The following is a 15,242-nucleotide window of genomic DNA, read 5'->3' as shown; positions in this document are numbered from 1 at the left end:
CACCTCAGTGCTTGCGTGAAAGTTCCCGCGTGGCGGCTTCAAGCCCGGCCAGCGTCATCGGGTACATGCGCCCGGAAAAGATCTCCTGAAGCATCTGGACCGAGTGCGTGTAACGCCAGTGCTTTTCCGGCACGGGGTTGAGCCACACCGCGTTCGGCCATTGCTGGAGCACGCGGTTCAGCCACACATGGCCGGCTTCCTCGTTCCAGTGCTCCACCGAACCGCCTGCATAGGCAATCTCGTAAGGGCTCATCGAGGCGTCGCCAACGAAGACCACCTTGTAGTCCGGCCCGTATTTGTGCAGCACGTCGAAGGTCGGCGTCACCTCGGAATAGCGCCGCCGATTGTCCTTCCACACGCCTTCATAGAGGCAATTGTGGAAGTAGAAATACTCCATGTGCTTGAACTCGGCGCGCGCCGCCGAAAACAGCTCCTCCACAATGCGGATATGGTCGTCCATCGAGCCGCCCACGTCGAAGAACATCAGAAGCTTCACCGCATTGCGCCGTTCGGGCCGCGTCTTCACGTCCAGATAGCCGTGCTCGGCCGTCGCCTGCACCGTGCCGGGCAGGTCGAATTCCTCCACCGCGCCCTCGCGCACCCAGCGGCGCAGCCGTTTCAGCGCGACCTTGATGTTGCGCGTGCCAAGCTCCACCGCATCATCGAAATTCTTGAAGTCGCGCTTGTCCCAGACCTTCACCGCCCGCCGGTGGCGCGATTCGTGCTGGCCGATGCGCACGCCTTCCGGGTTGTAGCCATAGGCCCCGAAGGGAGAGGTGCCGGCAGTGCCGATCCACTTGTTGCCGCCCTGGTGGCGGTCCTTCTGTTCGGCCAGCCGCTCCTTCAGCGTCTCCATCAGCTTCTCGAAACCGCCCATGGCCTCGACCAGCTTCTTCTCCTCGTCGCTGAGGTGTTTTTCCGCCAGCCTCCTCAGCCATTCCCCGGGGATCGCCTGCGGGTCGACGCCATCGCCGCCCGACACCGCCTCCACGCCCTTGAAGACCTGCGAGAAAACCTGATCGAAACGGTCGATGTGCCGCTCGTCCTTCACCAGCGCCGCCCGCGCGAGATAGTAAAATCCCTCCACGTCATAGGCGACGAGCCCCTTCTCCATCCCCTCCAGCAGCGAAAGATACTCGCGCAGCGACACCGGAACGCGCGCGGCTTTCAGCTCAAGGAAGAAGGGGATGAACATCTTGCTTAGAATCTTACCGATTGCATTTGGGATCTATTGGAATGTCTCTCATATACGGGATGTCATGGAAACAGACCAACTGCATTCCCTCGTTCGCTCGGCGGAGTCCATTATCGGTCTCTGGTGGCAGGATGACCGCAGGAACTGGTGTGCCTATTGCGGCATTCCCATGCGTCGTCGGGCGGCAACGGGTACCCGTTTGCCACCCACCAAGGCAACGCGCGATCATGTGGTTCCGCGTGTTCACGCCAGCGGACTGCTGACCCTTCCTTGCTGTCTGGAGTGCAATCAGGCCAAGGGTAAGCAGTCGCTGCCGGAGTTCCTGTCGGGGCCATATTTCAATCAGAAACGAATGAAGAAGCACCGCAACCAGTGGCCGCTCGCCCATCTCTGGTTTGTGGCCGGCCTCGCCTATTTCCGAAAAAGCGAATTGATCGCTCAAAAGGCTCGCGGCTCAAGGCGCGTTGCAGGCTAGAGCATCGGCCCGAAAACCGGAATCGATTTTCGGAAAGCACGATGCGCAGATTCAATGGGTTGGAGCGTAACCAGTCGCGGCGTCCTAGCCCCGCTGGTACTTGATGAACGGCGTCAGTTTCGCGATCCGGTCATAGAGCTTGCGGGCGGTCTCGTTGAAGTCCTGCGTCATCCAGTAGACATTGGCGGCGCCCGCCGCATCCGCCTTCTCGTAAACCGCCTCGATCAGCGCCCGGCCAATGCCCTTGCCGCGTATCGCGGGGTCGGCATAGAGATCCTGCAAATAGCAATTGTTGCCCACGGTCCAGCACGTGCGGTGGAACATGTAGTGCACCAGCCCGACCGGTTTCCCGTCCACCTCGGCGATCAGCCCGTTCGGCTCATAGTCGCCATCGTCGAAAAGCCGCTCCCATGTGGTCGCATAGACCTCTTCGGGAACGCTGGTCTTGTAGAACTCCAGATAGGCGGTCCAGAGCCTGCGCCATTCGGGCTCGTCGCTTCTGGCAAGCGGGCGGATGGTGATTTCGGTCATTCGGGTCTCGTCCTCCTCTTTCCCGCACAGTCCGGCCCCGCACTGTTCGGCGTAGCGGTTTCGCCGGCAAGGGCCAGAAAAATGAAGGCTTTGCGCCTGGTAAAGCCGCCCGTCTATTGCCGTCGCGCCATGAAGGCGAGCTTTTCGAAGAGGTGCACGTCCTGTTCGTTCTTCAGGAGCGCGCCGTGCAGGCGGGGCAGGGCGCTTTTCGCATCCCCGCGCAGATCCTCCGGCTGCACATCGTCGGAAACGAGAAGCCTGATCCAGTCCAGCGCCTCGGAGGTAGAGGGCTTCTTTTTCAGCCCCGGCACGTCGCGGATCTCGTAAAACTGGCTGAGCGCGGCAGACACCAGGTTCTTCTTGATACCCGGATAGTGAACCTCGACAATGTCGGCCAGCGTCTCGGCGTCGGGAAAGCGGATATAGTGGAAGAAACAGCGGCGCAGAAAGGCGTCCGGCAGTTCCTTCTCATTGTTCGAGGTGATGATCACGATGGGCCGATGGATCGCCCGCACCGTCTCGCCGGTCTCGTAGACATAGAACTCCATCTTGTCGATTTCCTGCAACAGATCGTTGGGGAACTCGATGTCGGCCTTGTCGATCTCGTCGATCAGAAGAACGGTCCTGCGGTCCGCCGCAAAGGCCTCCCACAGCTTGCCGCGCTTGATGTAGTTCTTGATGTCGTTGAAGCGCTCGTCGCCGAGCTGGCTGTCACGCAGGCGCGACACGGCGTCATATTCATAAAGCCCCTGCTGGGCGCGTGTGGTGGATTTCACATGCCATTCGATCAGGTCCAGCCCCAGTGCGGCGGCCACCTGCTTGGCAAGCTCGGTCTTGCCGGTGCCGGGCTCGCCCTTCACCAGAAGCGGCCGCTCCAGCGCAATCGCCGCGTTCACCGCCACCATCAGATCCCTGTCGGCGACATAATCCGCCGTGCCTTCGAAGCGCATGCAATCTCTTCCCTGTTCCCGTGCGCAGTGAACCTATTGGCGCGGCATGGCAAGCGCAAGCATCGGCCGGCCAATCTGTGCGCTCTACCGGCTGCACGCGCCGGTTTCGACAAGGGTTCACAGAGCGTTAAGCCGGTCTTTACGCAAAAGAGGGTATTTTAGGCATTTCGGCTTTCCCGGTTCTCGGAGTTCTGCGTTGCGTCCACATTTAGCCGCCATTCTGTCCGCGCCTCTGGTTGCGGCGTCCCTCGCTCTCGCCCCCGCTTCCGCACAGGAAGGCGGGTCCGGCAAGAATTTCTGGTCGGGCGACTGGTCGGTGACCGTTGGCGCAAGTGGCGCTTTCCGGCCGGAGTTCGAGGGCTCCAGGAGTCATCTTTTCAGCCTGGTGCCGCTGGTCTCCGTTGGCCGTCAGGGCAATGACAGGCGTTTCTCCTCGCGCAACGACAATGGCTCCTTCGCCCTGTTCGGGGGCTATGGCTTCGAGGCGGGCCTCACCGGCAAGTTTCTCTTCAAGCGCGACGCGGACGACGCCAATGACCTGAAGGGCCTCGACCCGGTCAAATGGGGCGTGGAAGCCGGCGGTTTCGCCGAGGTCTACCCGACCGACTGGTTGCGGGTGCGTGGCGAGCTGCGCCACGGTTTCCGCGCCCATAGCGGTTTCGTTGCCGATGTGGCGGCAGACGCCTTCTACGATGTGACCCCGCATATCCGCATCTCGGGTGGCCCGCGCGCCTCGTTCGCCAGCAAAGACTATTTCGAGACCTATTACGGCGTTAATGCCAGAGAGGCTGCGGCCTCCGGACTGAGCGAGTACCAGCCTGATGGCGGCGGCCTCAAATCGCTCGGTGTGGGCGGTGCGGTGACGTGGAAGGTGACCGACGCCTTCACCTCCAGCGTCTTTGCCGAATACGCCTCCCTGAAGGGCGCGGCAGCCGATTCCAGCCTCGTTCGCGAGCGCGGCTCGCGCAACCAGTTCACGATCGGCCTGTCCTCCACCTACCGTTTCGATTTCACGCTCGACTGAAGTCACACTTGGTTGTGAAACTTGTGCGCCCGGCGTCAGAATATCTCTGGCGCGGGCCGGGGCTCGTCCCTATATTGCGCGCAGCGATCTGCGCTTCCCGACAGGAATCTTTTTCCCCGGGGCCTTATCGATCCTTAAGGGAGCTGTCCCTGACCTCGCCCGTGGGCTTGGTTACACGGCGCCCACCTACGTTGTAGGTTCCCGGGATCGTGCATTCCATCGGTCGCCGTGGATCGCAGCTTTCTTTTTTCAAATGTCGTCAGCACGCTTCCTTCCGTGCTTCATTCATGGTGATTGAGCCGCATGAGCGACATGATGAACGATCAGGCCTCACAGAAGAAGCAGTTGCGCCGCGAGGCGCTGGCCCGCCGCAACGCGCTCGATCCCGATTGGCGTGCGGAAGTGGCCGAGGCGCTGGCATCGCAGGCGCAGCGGATCGCAGTCAGGTCCGGCACGGTCGTCTCGGGCTTCTGGCCAATGCGCTCTGAAATGGATGTGCGCCCGCTGATGGCGGTGCTGGCTGCGCGCGGGGCGCGGATCGCGCTGCCCGCCATCCTCGACAGGACCACCATCGTTTTCCGGGAATACCGCCCCGACGCGCCTCTGGTCGATATGGGGTTCGGCACATGGGGACCGGATGACAGGGCGGCGGTCCTTGACCCCGAAATCATGCTCGTGCCGCTTGCAGCCTTCGACGCGCGGGGCCACCGCATAGGCTATGGCGCGGGCTATTACGACCGGGCAATCGCGCGGCTGAAGGCGCGGGGGCTTTCGCCCCGGCTTATCGGCATCGCCTTCGATTGCCAGGAGGTCGGGGGCGTGCCCGACGAGCCGCATGACGAGCGTTTGCCCGAGATGCTCACCGAAAGCGGCCTGCGGCAGATTTCCGGTTTTCACGCGCAGAAAAATTGATCTAGAGCGCCGTGCGTCCATTCGGACGCACAAAGGACGCTCTACCTTGTTGAATCTGCGAAACGGCCCGAAAATCGATTCCGATTTTCAGACCGATGCGCTAGAAGCGGCCCATGAGATTTTTGTTTCTTGGCGATATGGTCGGTCGCGCCGGCCGCACGGCGGTCTGGGAAAAGCTTCCCGGCCTTATTTCTGATTTCCGGCTCGATTTCGTGGTCGTGAATGGCGAGAACGCGGCAGGCGGTTTCGGCATCACCGAAGAGATCTTCCGCAACACGCTGGATGCGGGCGCCGATGTGGTGACCACGGGCAACCACGTGTGGGACCAGCGCGAGGCGCTGGCCTTTGCGCCGCGCGAGGAGCGTTTCCTGCGCCCGGCGAATTTCCCGAAGGGCACGCCCGGTCGTGGCTCCGGCGTCTACATCGCGCGCAATGGCGCGCGGGTTCTGGTGTCCAACATCATGGGCCGGGTGTTCATGCATCCCGAGCTCGACGATCCCTTCGCCTGTGTCGAAGATGTGCTGGCCGCCTGTCCGCTGGGCGAGCAGGCCGATGCCGTCATTCTCGATTTCCATGCCGAGGCCACGTCCGAGAAGATGTGCTTTGGCCATTTCGTCGATGGCCGCGCGAGCCTTGTCGTCGGCACCCACACGCATCAGCCGACGGCCGATCATCAGATCCTGAACGGCGGCACGGGCTATCTGTCCGATGCCGGCATGTGCGGCGATTACGATTCTTCCCTTGGCATGGACAAGGAAGAGCCCCTCAACCGGTTCACCGCCAAGGTGCCCAAAGGGCGGTTCGAGGCGGCCAGCGGTCCTGCAACGATCTGCGGCGTCGGGCTCGAAATCTCCGACCGCACGGGCCTCTGCGAGAAGATCGCCCCGCTCAGGCTTGGTGCGCGCCTTGAGGAAACCGTTCCCGCCTTCTGGCGTTGACGCTGGGCGCGGCTGCGCATAACTCTGCAAAACGCTATATTTTGAACAATTGCCAGCGAGGGGTGCTGCCATGGAATGGCTTGCCGGTCACTTTGAGTTTGTCTCCCATCCGGAAGCCTGGGTCGCGCTCGTGACCCTGGTGGTGCTCGAGATCGTTCTCGGCATCGATAACCTGATCTTCATTTCCATCCTCACCAACAAGCTGCCCAAAGAGCAGCAGGCGCGTGCGCGGCGCATCGGCATCAGCGCCGCGCTGATCCTGCGGCTGGCGCTTCTGGGCACGATCTCGATCATCGTCCAGCTCACCGAGCCGGTGTTCGAGCTGTTCGGCCATGGGTTCTCCTGGCGCGACCTCATCTTGATCGCGGGCGGTCTCTTCTTGGTGTGGAAGGCAACCAAGGAAATCCACCATTCGGTCGATCCCGACGATGGTAAGGAAAACATGATGGGTCAGGTCACGATGTCCGCCGGTGCGGCGATCGTTCAGATCCTGCTGCTCGACCTGGTGTTCTCCATCGACTCCATCATCACCGCCGTTGGCATGACCAACGAGCTCGCCATCATGTTCATCGCCGTCATCTCGGCCGTGACCGTCATGCTCATCGCCGCCGAACCGCTGTCGCGCTTCATCGCGGCCAACCCAACCGTGGTCATGCTGGCGCTCGCCTTCCTGCTGATGATCGGCATGACGCTGATCGCCGATGGCATGGGCTTCCACGTGCCCAAGGGCTACATTTACGCGGCCATGGGTTTCTCGGCGCTGGTCGAGTCGCTCAACATGCTGGCGCGCCGCAAGCGCGCGCGCGCAAAGGCGCTGCAGGGCGGGGCGGGCAAGTAGCCCTAAACCCCGTCGAGAATAACGATTGTCGGTCGCCGTGGCAGGTTATCCAGCGCCACGGTGATCGACCGTCCCTCACGAAAATCCAGTTCGAACCCACCGCCCATGCGGCCCGTGAAGGCGCTGAGCGGTGTCGAATGCCGGTGCATCGGCAGGATCACCGACGAGGAAAGCCGGCGCGCAATCTCGCTCATCCCGTCAAGCGACAGCGTCAGCCCGCCATCGACGGGCACCATCAGCACGTCGAGCCTGCCGATCGCCGCATAATGGCTGTCGTCCAGCCGGTGATGCAGATGGCCCAGATGCCCGATGCACAGCCCCGCCACCTCGAAGATGAAGATCGAATTGGCGTCCGGCTCCATCGCGCCATAGCGGCGGATGTCGGTGGTCACATTGCGGATATAGACGTCCTCAACCAGCAGAGAGTGTTTCACCGGCCCGCCCTCTTCGTTCCAGCCTGGCAGAACATGCTCTATGGCGGGGTCGGGATTGCGCGTGAAGTGCGTGCCATGCGCCCTGTTCATGGTCACGACGCGCGGTGGCGGGTTCGCGCCATAAATGCCCGCGAAGTCCGTGGCTATGGTCACGCCGGCCGGCGTCTCGATCAGATAGGTGGAATGGCCCGCATAGGTGATGGTCACCGGGTCGGCCCTTGCAGCGACCGGTGCCACCAGCGAGGCGTAGATCACGCCTGGCAGCGCCTGCGCCATGGCGAGGCAGGTGCTTGGTCGCTCGATCTGCCCGTTTGTCTGTGCAAGGGCTGCAGGCAGCGGAGCGAGCAATAAAGTCAGAATGGCTGCGGTCAGTCGGAAGGCGGTCATCGGCATCTCCCGTGTGTGCAAGAGCACATGGTAGGGCAAAGCGCGGCTCTGCGCCATGTCCGCCCCATGTCGGCCCCATGTCTCTCGACATGTCCGCCCCCATCGCTGCAGTGCGCGGGTTCTGGACGTTGGCCGGCATTTTCACTATAAGGCCCCGGTATTCCATTGCTTTCAAAAGACCGTGAGAAGGAGCCCCATGGCCGGTCATTCCCAATTCAAGAACATCATGCACCGCAAGGGCCGGCAGGACGCCGTTCGCTCGAAGATGTTTTCCAAACTGGCGCGCGAAATCACAGTCGCTGCCAAGATGGGAATGCCCGACCCGGCGATGAATCCGCGCCTGCGCCTGGCCATCCAGAACGCCAAGGCCCAGTCCATGCCGAAGGACAACATCGAACGCGCCATCAAGAAGGCGTCGGGCGGTGATGCGGAGAACTATGACGAGGTGCGTTACGAGGGTTATGGTCCCGGTGGCGTCGCCGTCATCGTCGAGGCGCTGACCGACAATCGCAACCGTTCCGCTTCCAACATCCGCGCCGCCTTCACCAAGGCAGGCGGATCGCTTGGCGAAACCGGTTCCGTTTCCTTCATGTTCGACCGCGTTGGCGAAATCATTTACCCGGCTGACAAGGGCGATGCCGACACGGTGATGGAAGCCGCCATCGAGGCCGGCGCCGAAGATGTCCAGTCGGACGAAAACGGCCACGTCATCACCTGCGCCTTCGAAGATATCGGCGATGTCACCACGGCGCTGGAAGGCGCTCTGGGCGAAGCCGAGTCCGTCAAGGCGATCTGGCGTCCCCAGACCGGCACGCCGGTCGATGAGGAGCGCGCCCAGTCGATCCTCAAGCTCGTTGCAACCCTCGAAGACGACGATGACGTGCAGAACGTCTACGCCAATTTCGAGGTGGACGACGAAACGCTCGCGAAACTCAGCGCAGCCTGATTGCGCTTCTGCCGGGCTTCAGGCCCGGCAGTTTTTGGCTGTCTGGCAACAAAGGACAGGTTCTCGTGAAACAGCATCGTATCGCGATTACCTACTGCACCCAGTGCCAATGGCTCCTGCGCGCCGCATGGCTCGCGCAGGAGCTTCTCTCCACTTTTTCCACAGAACTGTCGGAAGTCGCGCTGCGTCCGGGCACGGGCGGGGTGTTCGAGATCACGTGCAACGGCATCCTCATCTGGGAGCGCAAGCACGATGGCGGCTTTCCTGACGCCAAGACGCTGAAGCAGCGTGTGCGCGACGTGATCGATCCCGAGCGCGATCTTGGCCACATAGACAAGTAGGCAAGCAGACAACAAAAAACCCGCCTCGATGAGACGGGTCTCTGTAAAAACGCTTTTGCGTTCCGGTCGGCTCTGCCTCTCGGTGTCCGCAAATGCCGGATGACGCCATCCGGCCGCAGGATACCTTAGATGCCGAGGCCCTGGTAACGCTGCTTGAAGCGGGAAACGCGGCCGCCGCGGTCCATCAGGGACTGCTGGTTGCCGGTCCATGCCGGGTGCGTGGACGGGTCGATGTCGAGCTGAAGGGTCTCGCCTTCCTTGCCCCAGGTGGAGCGCGTCTCGTACTCGGTGCCGTCCGTCATGACGACCTTGATCATGTGGTAGTCGGGATGAATTTCGGCTTTCATCGTCTTGTCCTGAGTTCTGGCGGGATGGCAATCTGATCCGCACTTGCGGCAATTGCACCCATCTTGAAAACTTGAAGCCGCGGCCAAGGAAGGCTACGGCTTCGGAATTGGTTGGCGAGCCTATACATCAGGTACGACGACAAGACAAGGCTTGAGCGGCGCACATTTTGCCGCTCCCGAACGAGAATTGAGAAGGGGCAGGCGATGGCGCGCAGGCAAAGGGCGTCCGAAGAGCGGGAACAGGCGGCGAAGCGGCGGTCGTTAAAGCCGCTGAAACGCCTCTTTCCCTATATCGGCCGCTATCGCGGTCTGGCGCTTGGCGCGGCCTTTTTCCTGGTGCTCGCAGCCATCGCGACCCTCACGCTGCCGCTGGCCGTGCGCCGCATGATCGATCACGGGTTTTCCCATTCCGATTCCATCTTCATCGCGAATTACTTCTCGATGCTGGTGGTCATAGCTGCGGTTCTCGCAGCCGCCTCGGCGGGGCGCTATTTCTTCGTCATCACGCTGGGCGAGCGTGTTGTCAGCGACCTGCGGCGCGATGTCTTCGATCACGTCACGCGCCTTTCCCCCGGCTTCTTCGATACGGTCCAGTCCGGTGAAATCGTTTCGCGCATTTCGGCCGACGCCACGCAGGTCAAATCGGCTGTCGGGGCCACCATTTCCCAAGCGCTGCGCAACGTCATCATGGGGCTTGGCGCTGTCGGCATGATGGTCGTCACCAGCCCGCGTCTTTCCCTGCTCGTGGTGGCGGCCATCCCCGTCATCGTTCTGCCGCTGGTCGCCTTTGGCCGCTCGGTGCGCCGTCGCTCGCGTTTTGCGCAGGACACGCTGGCCGACGCCACCGCCTATGCGGGCGAGCAGATCGGCGCGGTGCGCACGCTTCAGGCCTTCACCGGCGAGAACGTGGTGCGCAAGAAATTCTCCGATGCCATCGAGACGGCGTTCTCTGCTGCACGCGCATCCATCTTCGCGCGGTCCTTCCTCACCTTCTTCGCCATCTTCATGACCTTCAGTTCGGTCGTGGCCGTTCTCTGGTTCGGCTCGCGGGCCGTTCTGTCCGGCGAGATGACGCCGGGCACGCTCGGTCAGTTCCTGCTTTACTCGGTTCTGGCCGCTGGCGCGCTCGGCGCCCTGTCAGAGGTCTGGGGCGAGCTTTCGCAGGCCGCCGGCGCTGCCGAGCGCATGAGCGAGCTCCTGTCGGAAGAGCCCGCCATTACCGCGCCCGCCAGCCCCGTGGCGCTGCCGCAGCCGGCGCGCGGCGAAGTGGCGTTCGACAATGTCTCCTTCGCCTATCCGACACGACCTGACCGCTCTGCGCTTCATGGATTGTCCTTCACCGTAAAACCGGGCGAGACGGTCGCCATTGTCGGTCCCTCGGGCGCGGGCAAAACCACCGTCTTCTCGCTGCTTCTGCGCTATTACGATCCCGATTCCGGGGCGGTGCGCGTCGATGGTGTCGATGCGCGCGAGGCCGATCCGCTGGCGCTGCGCGGACGCATGGCCATCGTTCCGCAGGACGTGACGATCTTTGCCGCCAGCGCGGCCGAGAACATTGCCTTTGGCCGTCCTGACGCCTCCCGCGCCGAGATCGAGGCTGCGGCCCGCGCCGCGCTTGCGCATGATTTCATCACCGATCTGGCGGAAGGCTACGACACGCCGGTCGGCGAGCGCGGCGTCACCCTGTCGGGCGGTCAGCGGCAGCGCATGGCCATTGCGCGCGCGATCCTGCGCGATGCGCCGATCCTGTTGCTCGACGAAGCCACCTCCGCCCTCGATTCGCAAAGCGAGACGCTGGTGCAGCAGGCGCTTGAGCACCTGATGAAGGGCCGCACCACGCTCGTCATCGCACATCGTCTCTCAACGGTTCTGAAGGCCGACCGCATTCTCGTCATGGAAGAGGGGCGCATCGTCGAGGAGGGCACACACGCCGCTCTCGTGGCAAAGGGCGGCATCTATGCCGAACTCGCCAGCCTTCAGTTCCAGGCGGGCGCAGAGGCTCTCGGAGACGCTGCGGAATAGTCGCGGAGGGCGGGGTCGGCTCTACTTCTTGCCGACCTTGCCGCCGACCGCATCGATCCTGTCGATGTCGGCCAGCCCCCAGGGCATCTGCCTGTCGCGGAAAATGCGTTTGCCCAGCCTCGGGTAATCGCCCACATCATGCGCAAGCCGCTCGCCAGCGACGATGCAGCGCAGCGTTTCATTTCCCGTGTTCTTGATTGAATGGGCCAGCCCGCCCTTTCTGTAGCCGATGAAGTCTCCGGGGCCGATTGCGTGCTCTTCATCGCCGATAAAGGCCGTGGCGGAACCCGCCAGCACGAACACGCATTCGTCTTCGTGGTAATGGCAGTGGTGTTCCGTCGTTTCATAGCCGGGCTCCACTTCGATGATGTGGAATCCCAAGCCGCTCAGACCCGTGAGGTCGCCAAGAGACTTGTTCAGACGCTGCGCATTGGGGTTTAGAAAGTGGGTCTTCTTCAAACCCTCCATCTCGGCAATTTCGCTGCTTTTAACGAGATATGTCGTGCTCAAAACCATTCCCTCCAGAATTGCTTCGTAGAAACGGGCTGACCCTATTGCATCGGGCAAAGAAGTGGAAATCGGCTCCGGTGTCTGGCCGTTTCTGGAGAAGGTCATGGGTGCCCGGACATGCCGGGCATGGCGAAAGGCGGCATGTGCACCGTTCCATCGAGCGGCTGGCACGAGCCCCTTGCCAGCCATTCGATGCGAAGCCTGCACGTCGCTTTTCGTCATCCTCAAAGAGAGGACCCATGTTCGTTCAGAGCCTTTCGGGAAAGCCGAAACGCCCCGAATGGCTCTGTTGTCCGATGCCTGTACGCGTTGGAGGCGACGCTCAGATGAACGTGGCGATTTCCTCCAGCGGCTTCTTCTCCATTGCGTGTTCGGGAATGGTGGCGTCCTCCTTTGGATAGCCGACCACCATCAGGATATAGGGTTTGTCATGCGGGTCGCGACCGCACAGCTCGTTTAGAAAGCTCATCGGGTTCGGCGTGTGCGTAAGAGTTGCCAGACCTGCCTTGTGCAGGGCTGTAATCAGAAAGCCGGTTGCGATGCTCACGGACTCTGGAACGTAGTAGTTCTTGCGCTTCACGCCATCGGCCGAGCGGCTGCGGCGTTCGCCGAAAACGCAGATGAGCCAGGGCGCTTCTTCCAGAAACGGCTTGCTTGCATCGGTGCCGAGCGGGGCCAGCGCATGAAGCCATTCTTCACCCGCGCGTCCTTCGTAAAACGCTTTCTCCTCGGCCTCCGCCGCCTCGCGGATCTGTTTCTTTACCGCCGGATTGCCGATCACCGCGAAGTGCCAGGGCTGGTGGTTTGCGCCATTGGGCGCGGTGCCTGCTGCCTTGATGCAGGTTTCGATGATGTCGCGCGGCACGGGGCGGGTGGAGAAGTCGCGCACGGTGTGGCGTGTGCGGATCTCGTCATAGAAGGCCTGGGCGCGGGCCCGCATCTCCTCGACCGGAAGCTCCCTGTAATCGGGAAGTGGGACCGGACGGTATTCCTGTGTGGCATTTTCGCTCATGCGGACGTCTCCTCCATTTTGTCCGATAAGATTGTCGGACAATCTAGATGGGCTGGTTCCGGCGTCAAGCCTTGGCGTTGCGCTGGTTGCCCTTTGCTTTGCTTTTTGCGGGCGCTGGCGGTGCGGCGAAATGATCGTCAGGCAGCGACTGGATGAGCTGCCGCGCATTCTCCACATGATCGAGCATCGCAGCTTCCGCGCCTGCCGTGTCATCGGCCACCACGCAATCCGTCAGCTGCCTGTGCTGCCGGTTGGTGTCGAACACATCACGCCGGTCCACCAGCACGCGAAACTGCAACCAGTAGAGCGAGTTGGAAAGCCGCGTCAGCGTCTCGTTCAGAAGGGGATTGTCCGCTGTCTCGCGAAACAGCCGGTGGAAACGGGCGTTGAGTTCGGAGAACCGGTTCATGTCGCCCTGTTCGGCTGCGGCGTCCAGATCCGCCTGCAGCGCGACAAGCGTTTCGGGTGCTTGGTGAAGCACTGGCAGGGCGAGCTTCACCGCCAGCGTTTCCAGCGCCCCGCGCACCTGGAAGAGGTTGTCCACCTCGCTGCGCGAGAGCTGGCGCACCATCACGCCGCGATGCGGTTCCGCCGTCAAAAGCCCGTCTGCCGTCAGGCGTCGAAAGGCTTCACGCACCGAGGAGCGCGAAACGCCCAGCCGGCTGGTGAAGGCGTTCTCCGTCAGCCTCTGGCCCGGAACCAGACGCCCGTCGCGCACGGCTTCCGTCAGCGCGTCGGCCACGGTCTCTACTGTCGAACGGGAATCGGTTTCTTCCATGTCCGTCAGAGTGTGCGCAGGCAATGGTCCTGACAAGCCCGACCTCACCGGTTCGTTTTCAAGCCAGGACCGAACCTTTGGCCCTATTGGCCGTAGCGCGCTTCCAGATGTTTCTTGAAATGCGCGGCATTGAGCGGCTCGCCGGTGGCCCGTTCGATCAGCTCCGGCGTCGACCAGCGCGAGCCCTGCGACCAGATCCGTTCACGCCGCCAGTCGTTCACCGCATCGAACTGGCCCCTTGCGAACTGCGCGTTCACGTCCGGGATATCCTTCTCGATGGCCGACCATTGCTGCGCCGCGATCATCGCGCCGAGCGTGTAGGAGGGGAAATAGCCGAAGGCGGCGGATGGCCAGTGCACGTCCTGCATGGGGCCGTCCTGCGGCGTATCGATGGTCGACAGGCCCAGATAGGCCTTCATCTTCGCGTCCCAGGCTTCCGGCAGGTCGGCGGCTTCCAGCTTGCCGGCGATCAGGTCCTGCTCCAGCTCGAAACGCAGGATCACGTGCAGCGGGTAGGTCACTTCGTCGGCGTCGACGCGGATCAGCCCGCGCTCCACATGGTGCACATGGGGCAGGATCTCGTCCATCGACCAGTCTTCGCCCAGATGCTTCGCCACCACCGGCAGCGCCCATTCCCAGAAGGCGGGGTTGCGGCCGATCTGCTTTTCCACGAACAGGCTCTGGCTTTCATGCATCGCCATGCCGCGCGCCTTGCCGAGCGGCCAGTGCGCCCAGGCCTGCAGCAGGTTCTGCTCATAGAGCGCGTGGCCGGTCTCGTGCAGAATGCCCATCAGCGAAGAGAGAAACTCGTCTGAACGGTAGCGCGTGGTGATCCGCACATCGGTCGGAACGCCGCCGCAGAACGGGTGATGCGAGACCGACAGGCTGCCGCGCGTCAGGTCGAAACCGACCGCCGCCATCATGGCGAGACCAAGCTCGCGCTGCTTCTCGACGGCGTAGTGTCCGGAGAGCGGGCGCAGGGGATTTTGCGCGCGTTTCGTTTTCTGGATTTCCAGCGCATTTGGCACGAAATCCACCAGAAACGACTTCAAATCCTCGAAAACGGGGGCGATTTCCGCCGTTCTGTTTCCGGGGTCGAATTGCTCCATCAGCGCGTCATAGGGCGCAAGGCCAAGCGCCTCGGCGCGCATCTGCGCCTCCTCCCGCGCCAGCTCGATAACCCCTTCCAGCGCCGGCAGAAAACCCGCCCAGTCGCCCTTGCCGCGGGCCTCGCGCCACAGCTGTTCGCAGCGCATGCGCGTGCGCGTCTGGCGCTCCACGAAATCGGCCGGGAGGCAGGTCAGGTTGACGTAATTTCGGCGAAATTCGGAAATTGCCGCTTTTTGCTCTCCGTTCAGGTCTTCCTGTTCGGCGGCGTCGATCCAGTCGGCAATCTCGGGTGCTGCGGCCTGACGGTGGGCCATGCCGGCAAGGGCAGACATGGCCTCGGCGCGGGCTTCGCCGCCACCGGGCGCCATATGCGTCGCCTCATCCGCACCGAGGATCGCCAGCGCGTGATTGAGCGCTTCGATCCTGTGGCCGAGTTCATCGAGTTTCTGAAAGGACATGGAACACCTCGTCGGGCATTGGGAGGAACGACGC

17 protein-coding genes and 1 other RNA gene are annotated in these 15,242 nt (G+C 62.4%); 9 read left to right on the top strand and 9 right to left on the bottom strand.

What is annotated here, in order from left to right; genetic code table 11:
• Positions 1-4 precede the first annotated feature (4 nt).
• Positions 5-1,195: a VWA domain-containing protein gene (locus DEJ54_RS03005; protein ID WP_113153261.1), complete on the bottom strand. Its 1,191-nt coding sequence runs from the start codon at positions 1,193-1,195 to the stop codon at positions 5-7.
• On the opposite strand from DEJ54_RS03005, the gene DEJ54_RS03000 reads away from it, so the two are divergent.
• A complete protein-coding gene (locus DEJ54_RS03000) occupies positions 1,188-1,670 on the top strand; it encodes a hypothetical protein (RefSeq protein ID WP_113153260.1) in 483 nt (160 codons plus the stop codon). The two genes, DEJ54_RS03005 and DEJ54_RS03000, sit on opposite strands and share 8 nt — an antisense overlap.
• A gap of 84 nt (positions 1,671-1,754) precedes the next feature.
• On the opposite strand, the gene DEJ54_RS02995 is transcribed toward DEJ54_RS03000, so the two are convergent.
• Together DEJ54_RS02995 and DEJ54_RS02990 are read right to left on the bottom strand one after the other, a co-directional pair.
• Positions 1,755-2,201 (bottom strand): GNAT family N-acetyltransferase, encoded by a 447-nt coding sequence (locus DEJ54_RS02995; RefSeq protein ID WP_113153259.1) that lies wholly within the window; start codon positions 2,199-2,201, stop codon positions 1,755-1,757.
• Positions 2,202-2,314: 113 nt separating this feature from the next.
• Positions 2,315-3,151, bottom strand: coding sequence for a MoxR family ATPase (locus tag DEJ54_RS02990; protein WP_113153258.1), 837 nt, complete (start codon positions 3,149-3,151; stop codon positions 2,315-2,317).
• A 196-nt stretch (positions 3,152-3,347) separates the two neighbouring features.
• Here DEJ54_RS02990 and DEJ54_RS02985 point away from each other — a divergent pair, with 196 nt between their 5' ends.
• From DEJ54_RS02985 to DEJ54_RS02965, 5 genes are all read left to right on the top strand, one after another.
• Positions 3,348-4,175, top strand: coding sequence for a MipA/OmpV family protein (locus DEJ54_RS02985; protein WP_222474119.1), 828 nt, complete (start codon positions 3,348-3,350; stop codon positions 4,173-4,175).
• 82 nt (positions 4,176-4,257) lie between these two features.
• Positions 4,258-4,414: non-coding RNA, 6S RNA (gene ssrS, locus DEJ54_RS02980), on the top strand.
• A gap of 64 nt (positions 4,415-4,478) precedes the next feature.
• Positions 4,479-5,087, top strand: coding sequence for a 5-formyltetrahydrofolate cyclo-ligase (locus DEJ54_RS02975; RefSeq protein WP_245447678.1), 609 nt, complete (start codon positions 4,479-4,481; stop codon positions 5,085-5,087).
• A gap of 113 nt (positions 5,088-5,200) precedes the next feature.
• Positions 5,201-6,025 (top strand): YmdB family metallophosphoesterase, encoded by an 825-nt coding sequence (locus DEJ54_RS02970; protein ID WP_113153256.1) that lies wholly within the window; start codon positions 5,201-5,203, stop codon positions 6,023-6,025.
• A gap of 70 nt (positions 6,026-6,095) precedes the next feature.
• The gene (locus tag DEJ54_RS02965; protein WP_113153255.1) at positions 6,096-6,863 is read left to right on the top strand and encodes a TerC family protein; all 768 of its coding nucleotides are present in this window, start codon (positions 6,096-6,098) and stop codon (positions 6,861-6,863) included.
• A gap of 2 nt (positions 6,864-6,865) precedes the next feature.
• On the opposite strand, the gene DEJ54_RS02960 is transcribed toward DEJ54_RS02965, so the two are convergent.
• Positions 6,866-7,684 carry an MBL fold metallo-hydrolase gene (locus DEJ54_RS02960; protein ID WP_113156040.1) on the bottom strand — a complete coding sequence of 273 codons (819 nt, stop codon included), beginning with the start codon at positions 7,682-7,684 and terminating at the stop codon, positions 6,866-6,868.
• A 196-nt stretch (positions 7,685-7,880) separates the two neighbouring features.
• On the opposite strand from DEJ54_RS02960, the gene DEJ54_RS02955 reads away from it, so the two are divergent.
• Positions 7,881-8,630, top strand: a complete 750-nt coding sequence (locus tag DEJ54_RS02955) for a YebC/PmpR family DNA-binding transcriptional regulator (RefSeq protein ID WP_113153254.1) — start codon at positions 7,881-7,883, stop codon at positions 8,628-8,630.
• Positions 8,631-8,695: 65 nt separating this feature from the next.
• A complete protein-coding gene (locus DEJ54_RS02950; RefSeq protein ID WP_113153253.1) occupies positions 8,696-8,971 on the top strand; it encodes a SelT/SelW/SelH family protein in 276 nt (91 codons plus the stop codon).
• 125 nt (positions 8,972-9,096) lie between these two features.
• On the opposite strand, the gene rpmE is transcribed toward DEJ54_RS02950, so the two are convergent.
• A complete protein-coding gene (gene rpmE, locus DEJ54_RS02945; RefSeq protein ID WP_113153252.1) occupies positions 9,097-9,318 on the bottom strand; it encodes a 50S ribosomal protein L31 in 222 nt (73 codons plus the stop codon).
• A gap of 204 nt (positions 9,319-9,522) precedes the next feature.
• Here rpmE and DEJ54_RS02940 point away from each other — a divergent pair, with 204 nt between their 5' ends.
• Positions 9,523-11,340, top strand: a complete 1,818-nt coding sequence (locus tag DEJ54_RS02940; RefSeq protein ID WP_113153251.1) for an ABC transporter transmembrane domain-containing protein — start codon at positions 9,523-9,525, stop codon at positions 11,338-11,340.
• 21 nt (positions 11,341-11,361) lie between these two features.
• Here DEJ54_RS02940 and DEJ54_RS02935 read toward each other — a convergent pair whose 3' ends face one another.
• The 4 genes from DEJ54_RS02935 to DEJ54_RS02920 form a co-directional block, all read right to left on the bottom strand.
• Entirely contained in the window at positions 11,362-11,850 is a 489-nt protein-coding gene (locus DEJ54_RS02935) for a cupin domain-containing protein (protein ID WP_204360850.1), read from the bottom strand.
• A 322-nt stretch (positions 11,851-12,172) separates the two neighbouring features.
• On the bottom strand, positions 12,173-12,862 hold the full coding sequence (locus tag DEJ54_RS02930) for a nitroreductase family protein (RefSeq protein WP_113153249.1): 690 nt from the start codon (positions 12,860-12,862) through the stop codon (positions 12,173-12,175).
• 64 nt (positions 12,863-12,926) lie between these two features.
• The gene (locus tag DEJ54_RS02925; protein ID WP_113153248.1) at positions 12,927-13,640 is read right to left on the bottom strand and encodes a GntR family transcriptional regulator; all 714 of its coding nucleotides are present in this window, start codon (positions 13,638-13,640) and stop codon (positions 12,927-12,929) included.
• An 83-nt stretch (positions 13,641-13,723) separates the two neighbouring features.
• Positions 13,724-15,208 carry a carboxypeptidase M32 gene (locus DEJ54_RS02920; RefSeq protein WP_113153247.1) on the bottom strand — a complete coding sequence of 495 codons (1,485 nt, stop codon included), beginning with the start codon at positions 15,206-15,208 and terminating at the stop codon, positions 13,724-13,726.
• Between the last annotated feature and the right edge of the window lie 34 nt (positions 15,209-15,242).

It is taken from the genome of Nitratireductor sp. OM-1 (genome assembly GCF_003296175.1).
Classification (GTDB): domain Bacteria; phylum Pseudomonadota; class Alphaproteobacteria; order Rhizobiales; family Rhizobiaceae; genus Nitratireductor; species Nitratireductor aquimarinus.
Note: the sequence above shows the minus strand (reverse complement) of the source record. Positions and strands in the feature narration are given on the sequence as shown.